Raw genomic sequence first — 15,387 nt, 5'->3', positions numbered from 1 at the left:
GCCAGAATGACTCCCATGCCCTCGCGCGACGCCACGGACCCCGTCCTCACCCCGGAGGACCAGCGGCTGGTGGCCGCGCTGCAATACGACGGCCGGCTCACCGCCGAGGCGGCCGGCGAGGCGCTGGGCATCAGCCCGCGCAGGGTGCTGCGGCGGTGGAAGGCGCTGCTGGGCGACGGCACCGTGCGGGTCGTGCTGCCCGTCGCCCCTGATCCCTCGGCCGCGCCCGCCCTCGGGGCGCAGTTCCTCCGCATCCGGGTCCTGCGCGGCAAACTCGACACGATCACCGCCGCGCTCGCCGCGCGCGACGACATCCCGTTCATCGACGTGACGACCTCGGGGGACGAGATCCTGGCGGTGGCGTGGACGCGGCCCGGGGCGCCGGACCCGCTGGTCTTCCGGCAGTTGCCGTCGACCCAGGCGGTGACCTCGGTGGACGCGGCGACCGTGCTGCATGTGTTCCGGCTGGCCTCGCAGTGGCGGCACGATGTGCTGACGGTGGCCGAACGCGGCGCCGTCACCCCACCGTCGAGTCCGGCGCGAGGCGAACTCGACGCCACGGACCGGGCGATCCTGGCCGCGCTGGCGGACGACGCGCGTCTGCCGGCCGCCGCCGTGTCGAGCCGGACCGGCTGTCCGCAGTCCACCGTCCGGCGCCGCCTGGCCTCGCTCACCGCCGAGGGCCGGCTGGCCACGCAGGTCGTCGTCGATCCGCGGCGGCTCGGGCTGACCGTCGACGCCAATGTGCTGCTGCGCGTGCCGCCCGACTTCCTCACCGCGGCCGGCCGGGCCCTGGCCGAACATTCCGCCGTGCACGGCGCGTTCGCCACCTCGGGGCCGTCGAATCTGCACGCCGCCGTCTGGCTGCGCGACCTCGCCGCGCTCTATGCCTTCCTCGCCGAGGATCTGACCGGCCTCGGCGTCACCCATGTGGAGACGGCCATCGTCAGCCGCGCGGTCAAACGCCCGGGCGGCCGGTCCGGCTCGGGCGGCGCCCCGCTGAGGTAGCGGGCGGGACACGGCGCGGGCGTCCGGGGATTCCCCCGGCGCCCTCAACGAAAGGGCCTAGACCGAGTCCCGCTGCACCAGTTCCGTCGCCAGCACGACATGCCTGCGTGCCGAGGACCGTTCGCCGATCTCCTCCAGCAGGACCCGGGCCATCGTGCGGCCCATCTCCTCGGTGGGCTGCCGCACCGAGGTCAGCGCGGGGTCCATGTGGCGGGCGATGGCGGAGTCCTCGAAGCCGACCAGGGCCACGTCGTCCGGGACGCGCCGGCCCATCTCCCGCAGGACCGCCCGCGCGCCGGCCGCCATCACGTCGGAGGCGGCGAACACGCCGTCGATGTCCGGGCGCCTCGACAGCAGCTCCCGCATGGCCCGCCGGCCGCCCTCCTCGGTGAAGTCGCCGCCCGCGACGAGGGATTCGGAGGGCGCCGCGCCCGCCCGCTCCACCGCCTGGTGGTAGCCGTCGAGCCGGCAGCGGGCGACGTACATGTCCAGCGGGCCGGTGATGGTGGCGACATGGCGGCGGCCCCGGCCGATCAGGTGGGCGACGGCGGCCCGGGCGCCGCCGACGTTGTCGGCGTCGACGTAGGAGACCGATTCGAGGTCGCTGCGGCGGCCGTTGAGCACGGCGGGCATCTCCAGCTGCTCCAGCAGGTCCGGCAGCGGATCGTCCTCGTGCACGGAGACCAGCAGCACGCCGTCCACCCGGTGGGCGGCGAGATACTGGCCGAAGCGGGAGCGCTCCTTGGGTGTACGGATCAAGGTGAGCAGCAACTGCATGTCGGTGTCGGCCAGTTCGGCCCCGATGCCGCGGATGATGTCGGAGAAGTACGGCTCGGCGAACAGCCGGGTCTCCGGCTCCGGGATGACCAGGGCGATCGCGTCGGTGCGGTTGCCGGCCAGCGCGCGGGCCGCCCGGTTCGGTACGTAGCCCAGCTCCGCGATGGCGGCCTCGACGGCGGCCTTGGCGCGGTCGCTGACGCGCGGTGAGCCGTTGATCACGCGCGAGACCGTGCCGCGTCCCACCCCGGCGCGCACGGCCACCTCTTCCAGGGTGGGCCGTCCGCTGTGCCGCCCGTTCATGGCCACTTCCGCCTCCTGCTGGCTTTCCGTCGCGCCACCTTAGCGCCCGCCGTACTCGCCTCCGTGGGCGGTTGAGAGCGCTCCCACGATACAAGACCGCCCTGGTCCCCACGCCGTTCCGCGGCCGGACGGCCGGACCGGGGCCCGGCGGGCCACTCGTACGGGGCGGATGGGGACTTGAGTTCAAGAAGTGATCTCACGTCAGTCCCGGACACGTTCCGGCAACGAAAACGTCTTCACGTCTTGACACTGGACCCCCCGAGGCGTGACTGTTCCGGGAAGCCTAGTGGGAGCGCTCCCATATAGCGGTCACAGCAGTACCCGCACGCCGACCCACCCTGACAAGGAGAGTGGAATGCGCACTTCCGGCAGAACCCGCAGGGCCGCCGTCATAGCGGTCGCGGGTCTCGCAGCCTGCGCGACCCTGATCACCGGCTGCAGCAGCAACAGCAAGGATTCCGGCAGCGGGGGCGGCGGCAAGTCCTCCGCGAACGAGAAGATCACCCTGCGCATCGGCGACTTCGGCTCGTTCGGCTACGACGACAAGACCGGCGCCCAGCTCTTCGCCGCGTACCACGCGCTGCACCCGAACATCACCGTGGTCGAGGACAACGTCGCCGACAGCGGGGCGTACTGGAACTCCCTCAAGCTGCACCTGACCCAGAACAGCGGGCTGGACGACATCCAGGCCATCGAGATCGGTTTCGTCGCCAACGCCACCCAGCCGCAGTACGCGTCGAAGTTCGTGGACTTCAACACCGTCAAGGGCTTCAACGCCGGAGACTGGCTGGACTACAAGGAGAAGGAAGCCACCACCACCGACGGCAAGATCATCGGTGTCGGCACCGATGTCGGCCCGACCGCGATCTGCTACCGCAAGGACCTGTTCCAGCAGGCCGGGCTGCCGACCGACCGGGACGCCGTCGCGGCCCTGTGGGCGGGCGACTGGAGCAAGTTCGTCGCCGTCGGCAAGCAGTTCAAGGCGAAGGCACCGGCCGGCGCGGCGTTCACCGACTCCGCCAGCGGCCTGTTCAACGCCGTGCTGTCCAGCCAGACCACGCAGTACACCGACCCGAGCGGCAAGCTCGTCTACGACAGCAGTCCCGGTGTGCAGACGGCCTGGAACCTGGCGGCGCAGGCCGTGCAGGACGGCCTGACCGCGAAGCTGCAGCAGTTCGACGCGAACAACACGTGGAGCGCGGCCTTCAAGACCAACAAGTTCGCCACCGTCGCCTGCCCGAGCTGGATGGTCGGTCTGGTCGCCACCAACTCCGGTCCGGCGAACCAGGGCAAGTGGGACATCGCCCAGCCGCCGCAGGCCGGCAACTGGGGCGGCTCCTTCCTGGGCGTGCCGAAGACCGGCAAGCACGTGGCGGAGGCCACCGCGCTGGCGCAGTGGCTGACCGCCCCGGCGCAGGAGATCAAGGTCTTCCAGAAGTTCGGCAACATCCCCTCGGTGAAGTCCGCGCTGTCCGACCCGGCGGTGCTGAACACCACCAACCCGTACTTCCCCGGCACTCCGATCGGCAAGATCTTCACGGCCACCGCCAACAACATCAAGCCGGCCCCGATCGGCCCGAACGACGGCGTGGTCAAGGACACCATCACCCAGAACGGGCTGCTCGACATGGAGCAGCGCGGCACCTCGAAGGACAAGGCCTGGGCCAACGTCCAGGCCCAGGTGAAGGACAAGGTCGGCAGCTGAGACCGCGGTCACGGGCCGCCCGGCAGTCCTCCTCCGCCTGCCGGGCGGCCCACCGGCTGTCCTCCCGCTGCCTCTCCCCCCTCCTCCTGTCCCGCGTCCCCTGTCCCTTCCCCTCCCCGGCCGACCAGGGACCCGCCCCGGTCCTCCCCTCGCCCGCACCACCCACCCTCGCCCGCTCCCCTACCGGAAGGACGCCCTCGTGGCCACCTCCGTCAGGGCGGAGTCCGACGGCAGCCAAGCCGGCTGGCGCAGCAAGCTGTACCGGCTGGACACCAAGGCGTCGCCGTACGCGTACATCGCCCCCTTCTTCCTCTGCTTCGCGGCCTTCGGGCTGTTCCCGCTGATCTACACCGGCTGGCTGTCCCTCAACGAGGTGCAGCTCGGCACCGGCGCCACCTGGGCCGGCTTCCGGAACTACACCGAGCTGTGGCACAACGAGTTCTTCTGGAACGCGCTGCGCAACACCTTCACCCTCGGTCTGATCTCCACCGTCCCGCAGCTGATGATGGCGCTGGGGCTGGCGCACCTGCTCAACTACAAGCTGCGGGCCCGCGGTTTCTTCCGGGTCGCGGTGCTGGCGCCCTACGCCACCTCGATCGCGGCCGCCTCGCTGGTGTTCGTGCAGCTGTTCAACCCCGACTACGGGATGATCAACCAGCTCCTCGGGCACCTCGGCATCGACCCGGTGCAGTGGTCGTCGTCCAAGTGGCCGTCCCAGATCGCGATCTCCTCCATCGTGACCTGGCGCTGGACCGGCTACAACGCGCTGATCTACCTGGCCGCCATGCAGGCGGTGCCGGGTGATCTCTACGAGGCGGCGGCGCTGGACGGGGCCTCGCGCTGGCGGCAGTTCATCAGCGTGACGATCCCCTCGATCCGGCCCACCATCTTCTTCACCATCATCGTGTCGACCATCGGCGCCACCCAGCTGTTCGGTGAGCCGCTGATCTACGGCGGCAACAGCGCCTCGGGCGGGTCCGCGCACCAGTACCAGACACTGAGCCTGTACATGTACGACAAGGGCTGGCAGATCGGCGAGCTCGGCCAGGCGTCCGCGGTGGCCTGGGTGATGCTGCTGATCCTGCTGCTCATCGGGACCGTCCAACTGTTCGTGCTGCGGAAGAACCGCCAGAAGCAGGGAGGCTGACCGATGGCACAGCTCACCCGGCCGGTCACGCCCTCCGGGCCCCGGCAGCCCGCCGCCACCGCCGAACGGCCCCGACGGGCACGCCTGTTGCGGCTGCCGCACGCGGGCGGCGCGGGCAAGCAGCACAACGGCGGCCCGGTCGCCTATGTCTTCCTGATCGTGGCCACGCTCGTCTCGCTCTTCCCGCTGTACTGGACGGTGGTCGCGGCCTCGCACACCGACACCGACATCGTCACCCCGCCCACACCGCTGCTGCCGGGCAGCCACCTGATCGAGAACCTGAAGATCGTGTGGGACCAGGTCGACATGACCACGGCACTGATCAACTCCACGATCGTGGCCGGGTGTGTGGCCTTCAGCACCGTGCTGTTCGCGACGCTGGCCGGATTCGCCTTCGCCAAGCTGGACTTCCGCGGCCGCAACGCGCTGCTGACCGTCGTGGTGGCGACCATGACGATCCCGCCGCAGCTCACGGTGATCCCGCTCTACCAGATCATCACCAACGTGGGCTGGGTCGGGCACATCCAGTCGGTGATCCTGCCGTCGCTGGTCGCCGCCTTCGGGGTGTTCTTCATGCGGCAGTTCCTCGCCGAGGCGCTGCCGGTGGAGCTCGTCGAGGCGGCCCGGATGGACGGGGCGAACTCGATGCGGATCATCTGGCACGTGGTCTTCCCGATCGCGCGGCCGGCCATGGCGGTGCTCGGCATGCTCGTCTTCGTGCAGTCCTGGAACGACTTCTTCTGGCCGTTCATCGCGCTGAACCAGCAGAATCCGACGGTCCAGGTCGCGCTCGCGGGTCTGGGGTCCGGTGACCACACCATCGACCACGCGGTGGTCGTCACGGGTGCGCTGGTGGCCACCCTGCCGCTGCTGCTGGTCTTCGCCGTGCTCGGCCGGCAGATAGTCGGCGGCATCACGGCCGGCGCCGTCAAGAGCTGAGCCGCTGCCCTGAGATCCCGCGCGTCCCTGCCACGAGCCCGCCTGCCCGCCGCGTCCCCCGACGACCCCCTGATTCCCCTTGGAGTCCCCCGCCATGACAGTTGTCCGTTCCAAGAGCGCCCAGAGCGCCCCGAGTTCAGGGAGCGGCGCCACCCACGCCGCGAGTACCGAAAGCTCCGAGGCCCCGGCTCCGCTCCGATTTCCCCCCGGCTTCGTCTGGGGGGCGGCCACCGCCGCCTACCAGATCGAGGGGGCCGCGGCCGAGGACGGCCGTACCCCGTCGATCTGGGACACCTTCAGCCACACTCCCGGCCGGGTGCTCAACGGCGACACCGGTGACATCGCGGCCGACCACTACCACCGGTTCCGCGACGACGTGGGCCTGATGTCCGACCTGAATCTGGGCGCGTACCGCTTCTCGGTGTCCTGGTCGCGGGTGCAGCCGACCGGGCGCGGTCCGGCCGTGCAGCGCGGGCTGGACTTCTACCGGCAGCTGGTGGACGAGCTGCTGGCCCGCGGGATCACCCCGGTGGCCACCCTCTACCACTGGGACCTGCCGCAGGAGCTGGAGAACGTCGGCGGGTGGACGGTCCGGGACACCGCCGAGCGGTTCGCGGAGTACGCGGGCATCGTGGGCGGCGCCCTCGGCGACCGGGTGCCCTACTTCACCACCCTCAACGAGCCCTGGTGCTCCGCCTATCTGGGCTACGGCTCCGGGGTGCACGCGCCCGGCCGCACCGACCCGCAGGCGTCGCTGAAGGCCGTGCACCACCTCAACCTGGCGCACGGCAAGGCGATCGGGGTGCTGCGGTCCGTACTCCCGGACACCGCGCAGACCTCCATCACCCTCAATCTGCACCAGATCAGACCGCTTTCGGAGTCGGCCGCCGACCTGGACGCGGCCCGCCGGATCGACGCGGTGGGCAACCGGGTCTTCCTCGGCCCGATCCTGGACGGCGCCTACCCGGCGGACCTGCTCACCGACACCGCGCACCTGGTGGACTGGGACGAGCTGGTGCACGACGGCGACCTCGCCGAGATCTCCCGGCCGATCGACCTGCTGGGCATCAACTACTACACGCCGACGCTGGTTTCGGACGGCCGGGCGACGGGCGGCGCCGATCTGGCGCGCAACGACGGCCACGGCGCCAGCGACTACTCCCCCTGGCCGGGCTCGGAGCATGTCGCCTTCCACCTGTCCCCCGGCGAGACCACCGCGATGCGCTGGTCGGTGGACGCCAGCGGCCTGTACGACCTGCTGATGCGGATCACCCGCGAGCACCCCGAACTGCCGATGATGGTCACCGAGAACGGCGCCGCCTACGACGACTACGTCTCCCCCGAGGGCGCGGTCAACGACCCGCAGCGGATCGAGTACGTGCACGGCCACCTGGCGGCGGTGCACCGCGCGCTGGCCGACGGCGCCGATGTGCGCGGCTACTTCCTGTGGTCGCTGATGGACAACTTCGAGTGGGGCTACGGCTACAGCAAGCGCTTCGGCGCGGTGTACGTGGACTTCCCGACGCAGCGGCGGATCCCCAAGCGGAGCGCGCACTGGTACGCGGCGGTGGCGCGCGACAACGTCCTTCCGGGTCTCCCGGAGGAGGCCGGGAGGTCCTGAAGGGACGGGTGCGGTGGGGCGGTTCGAGGGTGCTGTCCCGCCGCACCGCGGCAATGGGCCGGCCGCTCCTCTCCCGTGGGGGTAAGAGAGGAACGGCCGGTGGTCTGTCGCGGCGGACCGGTCAGCCCGTATAGGCGGCGAACGCCTTGGAGAAGGCGCCCGCGCTCTGGGTGATCGAGCTGCACGAGGCGTCGGCCCAGCTCTGGGCGCCGCCCGCGCACTGCTTGTCGCGGGTCGCTGACCACATCGACAGCCAGGCCAGGTGCTTGGTCCGGGCGAAGTCCACCAGCCGCGTGGCGTCGGCGACCGTGAACGTCTCGGTGTTCACGTCGTTCAGCCCGATCATCGGGGTGACCGCGATCTTGCTCCAGGCCGCCGCGTCGGACAGCCCCAGCACACTCTTGACCTGGGCCTGGGTGGCGGTGGCGCCGTCGATCGCGTACTGGCCCATGTCGCCGGTGAAGGACGAGCCGTAGTCCATCGCCATGATGTTCACCGCGTGCACGTCGACGCCGTTGCTCTTGGCGTTCGCCAGCAGATCAATGCCGTCCTGGGTGAGGCCGGTGGGCATCGCGGGCAGCGTGTAGGAGACCTGGAGGCCGCTGTGGCCGCGCTGGAGCTGGGCGACGGCCTGGGCGCGGCGGGTGTTGGCGGCGGTGTCGGGCAGCGCGCCGCCCTCCACGTCGAAGTCCACCTTCGTCAGCTTGTACTGGTCGATGACCTTGCCGTACGCGGTCGCCAGGTCGGTGGCCGAGGAGCAGGCGGCGGCCAGTTCGCTGCCGTTGGCACCGCCGAAGGAGACCCGGACATCGCCGCCGGCCGCCCGTACCGCGCCGATCTGCGCGGCCACCGCGTCACTGCCGAGGTCGGTGACCCCGCCCCACTTGGGGGTGCAGCCGCCGCCGGAGACGACGAAGGCGAGATTGAACTGCTTGACTCCGTTCGCGGTCATGGCGCCGGTGAGGTCGTAGGCCGGGTAGAGCGAGGTGTCCACGTAGGGAGCGAAGCCGCCGGAGGCCGTCGAGCCGCTGCCCGCGGTGGGGGTGGGCGTGGGGGTGGGCTTCGCGGTCGGGGTCTGCGTCGGCTGCTGGGTGGGGGTCTGCGTCGGCTTTTGTGTCGGCGCCGCCGTGGGGGTCGCGGTCGGGGCCGCCGTCGCTGTCGGGTGGCCGGTCGGGGTGGGCGTGGGCTGGTCCGACACCGAGCACTTGACGTTGTTGATGAGGCAGTTGACGGGGGCGGCGGCCCGTACGGCGGACTGGGTGACGAAGCCGACCTCCGCCGAACCGCCCGGCGGGATGGTGCTGTTCCAGCTCGCCGGAGTGACGGTCACGGTCCGGCCCGAGACGGTGAAGTCGCCGTTCCACAGCGAGCTGACACCGGTGCCGGCCGGCAGATCGAACTTCAGCGTCCAGCCCTTCAGGGGGGCGCTGTCGGAGTTGGTGATCACGTACTGGCCGGTGTAACCGGTCGTCCAGTCACTGGTCCGGGAGTATGCGGCACCGACCGTCGCGGCGCTGGCGGGCCCGGCGAGGGCGAAGGCGCCGGCGGCTACGGCCGCGGCCACGGTGACCGCGCCGATGAGTTGAGCCCGGCGGCCGGGACGGCGGCGGTGGGTGGTTGCCATGGGGGGTGCCTGCCTCGTACTCGGGAGTAGGGGACGCGGCATGCACGCTAGCCGCCGGGCAACGGACAAAAGCCCAGTTGGCGGCGGTGGGGCGGCTTCTTATGGCGGGCTTAAGGAAGCGAAAGGAGGGGCTTAATGGAGCCGCCGCTTCCTGCGGGTTTGATCCGGCCCCGCACGCGCGGCGGCTCCGGGTCTCCTGGCGGGCCGCGAACCCGAGGCGGCTCCGCGCCGGGCGGTCAGTTCTCCCGGCTGGGGTCCAGGTGGGCGAAGACGACCACATTGTCCTGGTAGTCCTGCTTCTTGTGGTCGAAGGTGCCGCCGCAGGTGATGATCCGCAGTTCGGCGTCCTGCGTCTCGCCGTAGACCCGCTGGTCCGGGAAGTCGTCCTTGGCGAAGGTCTCCACCGAGTCGACGGTGAAGCGGGCGACCGTGTTGTCCGCGCGGGTGATCGCGACCCCCTCTCCCTGCTTGACCAGCGACAGCAGGGCGAACACCGCGGGCCCGGTCCTGGTGTCGACGTGTCCGGCCACGATGGCGTTGCCCCGCTCCCCCGGCGTCGGCCCGTCGCCGTACCAGCCGGCCAGATTGGCGTTGTCCTCGGGCGGCGGCTGGAGCCGGCCGTCGGAGCCCAGCGAGAGTTCGGTGAAGGGCGCGTTCACCCCGATGTCGGGGATGGACAGCAGGGTCGGCTCCGACCGGCCCATCCCGGGCCCGCCGTCCGGTACTTGGACGCTCGGCTGGCTGACCGCGGGCACGGGCTGCGACGGGATCACCGCGCCGCTCACCGGCGCCTGGCCCTGGGCGTGGGTCAGCGAGTTGTACATCATGAGCGCGCCCAGCAGGGCCGCGGCGGCGGCCCAGCGCATCATCCGCGGCCGGCCGTCGGAAACCGGAGGGGTGTCGCGCTGCGGGGACTGCACGGCCATCGGGCATTGCCTTTCGAGGGCCCCGGCGAGCGGTCCGGGGTGCGGGCGGTACGGGGTCGGCGTGGCCACCGCCGGGGGGGGGAGAGCGGTGGCCACGCCGTGCGGCGCGCGGTGACGGATCACGCGCCGGTGGGGCGCTCCCGGTGGGTCAGGTCACCGTGAGGCCCACGAAGGGGCGGTCCCGTCCGCGTCAGACCGCGGCGCTCGCGCCGTTGCCCGCGCCGCGACGACGCAGTGCCCACGCGCCCGCGCCGAGGCCGCCGAGCAGCAGGAAGGAGCCGGCGGCGAGGCTGCCGCCGCCGGACAGCGCGAGGCCGCCACCGCCGGTGTGCATGCCACCGTGCGGCTGGTGCCGGGAGCCCTCTTCGCCACCCTGACGGCCCTCGTCGCCGCCCTGACGGCCCTCGCCGCCCTGACGACCCTCGTCGCCGCCCTGACGGCCCTGGTCGCTCTGGCGGCCCTCGTCGCCGGAGCCCTTCTGCCAGTCGCCACCGTCGTGGCCGCCGGGGGCGGAAGCGGAGGGCGCGCTCGGGTCGTAGGCGTTGACGGCGCCCGTGGCGTGGGCGGCCGGGGCGGCGATGGCGAGGCAGGCGGTGAGGGCGGCACCGGCCAGAAGCGAGCGGGCAGTACGCATGGGGACTTTCCTTCCGTCGCGACGTACGCCGGTCGGCTTCGTACCGGACCGGGAAAGCGTAGTGGCGACATGCTCACCGTCCGTGACGTGCGACCGGCCTGCCACTCGGGAGGGCCGCCGGGGGTACGGAATAGGCCCTCCGGGTGACGCCAGGCCCCCCGAGCGGGCCAACTCGGGCCTCCCACCGGGCGCACGACGCCTGCGGGGCGGGGGCCGCGGTCACTCTTGACCCAGTCGTCCGTCAACCGCCACCCGTCCATCACCCCTCAGCGCCCCTGCTCCACCCGTGCACCACCCGGCACCACCCGGCACCACCCGTCGACTGCGCCACCCGTCACCCGCTCGGCCCGGACCGACGGGCCGCCCGCGGGGGGCCGCCCACCGTGGTGACCACGCGTAGCGCGGCACCCATCTCCGAGAGGACGCCATGGTTTTGCCCCTGGTACGGATCACCCCTTCCGGCAGCGGTCGCCGGACCCTGCTGCGCGCGCTGACCGGCGGCGGCGCCCTGGCGGCGCTGACCCTGCCCGGCGCGCCCCAGGCCGCGGCGAGCGGTCGCGGCGGCGCGCTCGACCCGTTCGCCGCCGACAGCTTCCGGTCCAGCGGAAAGACCCGCGAATACTGGGTCCAGGCCGACTCGTTCGCGCACAACGCGGCGCCCAGCGGCTCGGACGGCATGACCGGCATGCGGTTCACCGACGCCCAGACCACCTTCCAGGCGGTCGGTTTCCGCGCGTACACCCGGGACTGGGGCCGCCCGCTGGACGCCGACGCCGGGCCGGGGGGCATCGGCCCCAACAGCGGCATCCCCGGCCCGGTCATCCGCGGCGAGGTCGGCGACGTCATCAAGGTGCACTTCAAGAACAACGACACGTTCTACAAGTGGCCGCACAGTATGCACCCGCACGGGGTCCGCTACGACCCGGACAACGACGGGGGTTGGATGGCCGACGACCCCAAGAGGCCTGGTACGGCGGTGCCGTTCGGCGCGACGTACACCTATGTCTGGCGCTGCACCAGCGGCTCGGTGGGGAGTTGGCCCTACCACGACCACGCGGCACCGCAGAGTGTCGCCCACACCACCGCGACGGACACCGGTACGGGAACGGGCAGCGGCTCGGCCACCGGCTCCGGCACCGAGAGCGGCACCGGCATGCGGATGGAAGCCGCCGGGCACGGCGGCGGGGGCGCGGGACCGGTGATGGAGATCGGCGCCGAACTCGGCCTGTTCGGCATGATCGCCGTCACGGACGAGCGAACCCCGAAGGTGGACCGGGAGTTCGTGCTGTTCTTCCACGATGTGTCGGCCGCCGACGCGCCCTCCCTCGCCCAGGACATGTCGCTGTGCAACGGCGGCGCCTTCGTGGACAACGCGCCGACCTTCACCGCGCGGGCCGGCGAGCGGGTGCGCTGGCGGGTGAGCACGCTGGGCAACTCCTTCCACACCTTCCACATCCACGGGCACCGCTGGCGCACCGCCGACGGCTGGGTGGACACGCAGCTGGTCGGGCCGGCCACCACGCTGACCGTGGAGTACCGGGAGGACAACCCGGGCGACTGGATCTACCACTGCCATCTGCCCGGCCACATGATGCGGGGCATGGCCGGGCGCTACCGCGTCACCCGCTGAGCCGAGCCGCACCCGCCGGGGCCGGCACGAGGAGAGCCCCGGCACGCGGGTCCCCCGCGCAGGCGTCCCGGCACGCCGACGGGCCCGGCCGATAAGGCCGGGCCCGTCGACCGGGACCCGCGGGTCGTACACGGGGCGCGGACGACCCGGTGGCCCGGCGGCCCGGCGAGCCGCCGGGGTGGCTACGAGCGCCGCAGCACCCGCTCCAGGACTCCGCTCAGCGTCGCCTCCGGGTCGGCGTCCGGCCCCGGTGACCGCCAGGCGATGAATCCGTCCGGGCGGACGAGCACCGCGCCGCCGTCGCCGACCGCGTGCAGCCGCGCCCACGCCGCGTCGTCCTCCGGGCGCAGGTCGGACCCGATGCCGTAGCAGTCCAGCGGGATGCCGGTGTGGTCGGCGACCCGCCGCCCCGCCGCCCGCCAGGCGTCGCCCGCCGGGCCGCTGAGCAGCACCGGGTTGCGCTCGTAGAGGTCCAGTGTGGACAGCCGTTCGGCGCCGCGGCGCACCCACAGGTGCGGGGCGCGGCCACCGGGCGGGGCCACCGGGCTGAATTCGTCGGGGATGGATTTGGTGTCGGCGGGCACCCCTTCGACGGCGCCGGCCAGATAGCGGTAGGCGAGCACCACCGCGAGCATCCCGGCCTGCCGGCCGCCGGCCGGGGCCACGTCGTAGCCGGGGTGGCTGTGCTCGGCGGAGCGGGCCGAGGCGCGGGCCGCGGTGGCCAGCGCGACCGGGCGGCGCTCGGCGTCGTAGGTCTCCATGAGTTCGGGGCCGGCCCAGCCGCGCAGCACCGCGGCCAGTTTCCAGGCCAGGTTGTGGGCGTCCTGGATGCCGGTATTGGAGCCGAAGGCGCCGGTGGGCGACATCTCGTGCGCCGAGTCGCCGGCCAGCAGGATCCGTCCTTCGGAGTAACGCTCGGCCACGCGTTCGGCGGCGTGCCAGGGCGCCTTCCCGGTGACCTCCACCTCCAGGTCGGGGACGCCGGTGGCGGTACGGATCAGCTGGGCGCACCGCTCGTCGGTGAAGTCCTCCAGCGTCTCGCCGTCGTCCGGCCGCCAGGGCGCGTGGAACACCCAGTCCTTCTCGTTGTCGACCGGCAGCAGGGCGCCCGGGCTCTCCGGGTTGGTCAGGTAGCAGACGATGAAGCGGCGGTCGCCCACCGCGTCGGCCAGCCGCTTGGCCCGGAAGGTGATGCTCACGTTGTGGAAGAGGTCGCCGGGGCCGGTCATGCCGATGCCGAGCCGTTCGCGGACCGGGCTGCGCGGTCCGTCGGCGGCGATCAGATAGTCGGCCCGTACGGTGCGGTCCTCGCCGGTCTCACGGGTGCGGATCACCGCTGTCACTCCACCGGCGTCCTGCTCGCAGGAGATCAGTTCGGTGCCGAAGCGGATGTCGCCGCTGAGCGAACGGGCGTTGCGCAGCAGTACGGGTTCCAGGTCGTTCTGGCTGCACAGGCACCAGCCGGAAGGGCTGAGCCGGTCCAGCGTGCCGCCCGGGTCGATCTGCTTGAACAGCCATTCCTGCTCGGCGCCGGTGAGGGTGTCGGCCTGCAGGATGCCGTGGTTGTCGGCCAGCACGGAGGCGGCGCCGCGGATCTGCGGCTCCACTCCGGCGGCCCGGAAGAGTTCCATCGTGCGGACGTTGTTGCCGCGGCCGCGGGGGTGGTGGGAGGTGCGCGCGTGCCGCTCCACGAGCAGGTGCTCGACGCCGAGGCGCCCGAGGAACAGCGACGCGGACAGCCCCACCAGGGAGCCGCCGGTGATGAGGACGGGCACACGCTCGTCGGGTGTGAGGGTCATGGATGCTCCCTTCCCTATGCGGCGGTCCTCGGGAGCCCGGCGGCGGGGTTTCACTCGCCCGCATCACTTGCGGTGCGGGATGAGTCCCCTTACGTGAGCATTGCGGTAGTCGAGCAGGCCCACCGCATATGCATGAGGCATGCGCCGGGAGCAGGGCTGCCCGCGTATCCGAGAGGAACCCATCCCGTGACGACTCTGGACGACCGGCACACCACGCCGGCCCCCTCAGCTCCGACCATCACCCGACTGCGTGTCGTACTGCTGCTGGACGTCCTCGACGGCAAGCAGCAGGCCTTCCTCGACGCGTACGAGCAGATCCGCCACCAGGTCGCGGCGGTACCCGGTCATATCAGCGACCAGCTGTGCCAGTCGCTCGGCAACTCCTCGCAGTGGCTGATCACCAGCGAGTGGGAGGACAGCGAGTCCTTCCTGGAGTGGGTGGAGAGCGCCGCCCACCGCAAGATGGTGGAGCCGCTGCACAACACCGTGCGGGACACCACCTCGCTGCGGTTCATGGTCGCGGCCGAGACGCCCGAGGGCGGTGCCCGCCGGGCGCGTACCTCGGCGGTGTCCCGGTCGGCCGGGCTCGACCCGCTGCCGGCGCCGCCGCTGTGCACCAACGGGGTGGTCCGGCACGCGATCACCTTCACCGTGGAGCCCGGCAAGGAGCCCGAGGTCGCGCGGATCCTGGCCGGTTACCAGTCGCCGAAGGCCCAGGTGGACGACTCGACCCGGCTGCTGCGCACCTCGCTGTTCATGCACGGCAACCGGGTGGTGCGGGCCGTCGAGGTGTCCGGTGACCTGGGCAACGCGCTGCGGCACGTGGCCGCCCAGCCCGAGGTCAGGGCCGTGGAGGAGGCGATCAATCCGTATCTGCAGGAGGCGCGGGACCTGACCGACGGCGCCTCGGCGCGGGCCTTCTTCGCCAAGGCGGCGCTGCCGGCCATCGAGCATGTCGCGGCCGCCGACCTGCCCTCCGACGTGGCCCGGCACGCCTTCGTCCACCCGGTGAAGGCCGAGCAGGGCCCGGCCGAGGCGCGCCGGCTGGCCGCTCTGGACGCCGAGGACGCCGCCGACGCCGGGCAGCCGCTGCTGGCGAGCACCGTCTTCCAGCGCGGTGACGTGCTGGTCCGGGTCGTGGACGTAGGGGCCGGCGCGGACACCTCGGCGGTGGCCCGGGGCGGACGGGCGATGGAGCCGGTCACCGACCGCAGAGCGGACGACGCCCAGGGCCGTACCGCGGTGCGTACCTCGCCGAAGGTCTGACGCCCGCC

The 15,387-nt window shown here is 72.1% G+C and carries 12 protein-coding genes; 7 read left to right on the top strand and 5 right to left on the bottom strand.

All coding sequences use genetic code 11. From position 1 onward, the window contains the following. The first annotated feature begins 15 nt into the window (after positions 1-15). On the top strand, positions 16-1,008 hold the full coding sequence (locus ACFO3J_RS34360) for an Lrp/AsnC family transcriptional regulator (RefSeq protein ID WP_386438254.1): 993 nt from the start codon (positions 16-18) through the stop codon (positions 1,006-1,008). Between the two features lie 57 nt (positions 1,009-1,065). Here ACFO3J_RS34360 and ACFO3J_RS34355 read toward each other — a convergent pair whose 3' ends face one another. After that, positions 1,066-2,088, bottom strand: coding sequence for a LacI family DNA-binding transcriptional regulator (locus ACFO3J_RS34355; protein ID WP_386438414.1), 1,023 nt, complete (start codon positions 2,086-2,088; stop codon positions 1,066-1,068). 355 nt (positions 2,089-2,443) lie between these two features. On the opposite strand from ACFO3J_RS34355, the gene ACFO3J_RS34350 reads away from it, so the two are divergent. From ACFO3J_RS34350 to ACFO3J_RS34335, 4 genes are all read left to right on the top strand, one after another. After that, positions 2,444-3,793: an ABC transporter substrate-binding protein gene (locus ACFO3J_RS34350; protein ID WP_386438251.1), complete on the top strand. Its 1,350-nt coding sequence runs from the start codon at positions 2,444-2,446 to the stop codon at positions 3,791-3,793. A 199-nt stretch (positions 3,794-3,992) separates the two neighbouring features. After that, positions 3,993-4,940, top strand: coding sequence for a carbohydrate ABC transporter permease (locus ACFO3J_RS34345; RefSeq protein ID WP_386438248.1), 948 nt, complete (start codon positions 3,993-3,995; stop codon positions 4,938-4,940). Positions 4,941-4,943: 3 nt separating this feature from the next. Further along, positions 4,944-5,879: a carbohydrate ABC transporter permease gene (locus ACFO3J_RS34340; protein ID WP_386438246.1), complete on the top strand. Its 936-nt coding sequence runs from the start codon at positions 4,944-4,946 to the stop codon at positions 5,877-5,879. Between the two features lie 94 nt (positions 5,880-5,973). Further along, on the top strand, positions 5,974-7,500 hold the full coding sequence (locus tag ACFO3J_RS34335) for a GH1 family beta-glucosidase (RefSeq protein WP_386438243.1): 1,527 nt from the start codon (positions 5,974-5,976) through the stop codon (positions 7,498-7,500). Positions 7,501-7,621: 121 nt separating this feature from the next. Here ACFO3J_RS34335 and ACFO3J_RS34330 read toward each other — a convergent pair whose 3' ends face one another. From ACFO3J_RS34330 to ACFO3J_RS34320, 3 genes are all read right to left on the bottom strand, one after another. Then, positions 7,622-9,124 carry a cellulose binding domain-containing protein gene (locus ACFO3J_RS34330; RefSeq protein ID WP_386438240.1) on the bottom strand — a complete coding sequence of 501 codons (1,503 nt, stop codon included), beginning with the start codon at positions 9,122-9,124 and terminating at the stop codon, positions 7,622-7,624. Between the two features lie 236 nt (positions 9,125-9,360). Further along, positions 9,361-10,050: a class F sortase gene (locus ACFO3J_RS34325; RefSeq protein ID WP_386438237.1), complete on the bottom strand. Its 690-nt coding sequence runs from the start codon at positions 10,048-10,050 to the stop codon at positions 9,361-9,363. A 190-nt stretch (positions 10,051-10,240) separates the two neighbouring features. Beyond that, a complete protein-coding gene (locus tag ACFO3J_RS34320; protein WP_386438234.1) occupies positions 10,241-10,684 on the bottom strand; it encodes a hypothetical protein in 444 nt (147 codons plus the stop codon). A gap of 427 nt (positions 10,685-11,111) precedes the next feature. Between ACFO3J_RS34320 and ACFO3J_RS34315 the strand changes: the two genes are divergently transcribed. Further along, positions 11,112-12,314 carry a multicopper oxidase domain-containing protein gene (locus tag ACFO3J_RS34315; RefSeq protein ID WP_386438231.1) on the top strand — a complete coding sequence of 401 codons (1,203 nt, stop codon included), beginning with the start codon at positions 11,112-11,114 and terminating at the stop codon, positions 12,312-12,314. Positions 12,315-12,496: 182 nt separating this feature from the next. On the opposite strand, the gene ACFO3J_RS34310 is transcribed toward ACFO3J_RS34315, so the two are convergent. Beyond that, positions 12,497-14,113 carry an FAD-dependent oxidoreductase gene (locus ACFO3J_RS34310; RefSeq protein ID WP_386438229.1) on the bottom strand — a complete coding sequence of 539 codons (1,617 nt, stop codon included), beginning with the start codon at positions 14,111-14,113 and terminating at the stop codon, positions 12,497-12,499. 186 nt (positions 14,114-14,299) lie between these two features. Here ACFO3J_RS34310 and ACFO3J_RS34305 point away from each other — a divergent pair, with 186 nt between their 5' ends. After that, the gene (locus tag ACFO3J_RS34305) at positions 14,300-15,379 is read left to right on the top strand and encodes a SchA/CurD-like domain-containing protein (protein ID WP_386438226.1); all 1,080 of its coding nucleotides are present in this window, start codon (positions 14,300-14,302) and stop codon (positions 15,377-15,379) included. Positions 15,380-15,387 lie beyond the last annotated feature (8 nt).

The organism is Streptomyces polygonati (assembly GCF_042650325.1).
In the GTDB taxonomy this organism is placed as follows: Bacteria; Actinomycetota; Actinomycetes; order Streptomycetales; family Streptomycetaceae; genus Actinacidiphila; species Actinacidiphila polygonati.
The sequence above is the reverse complement of the archived record's forward strand: the minus strand, read 5'-3'. Positions and strand labels throughout refer to the sequence as shown.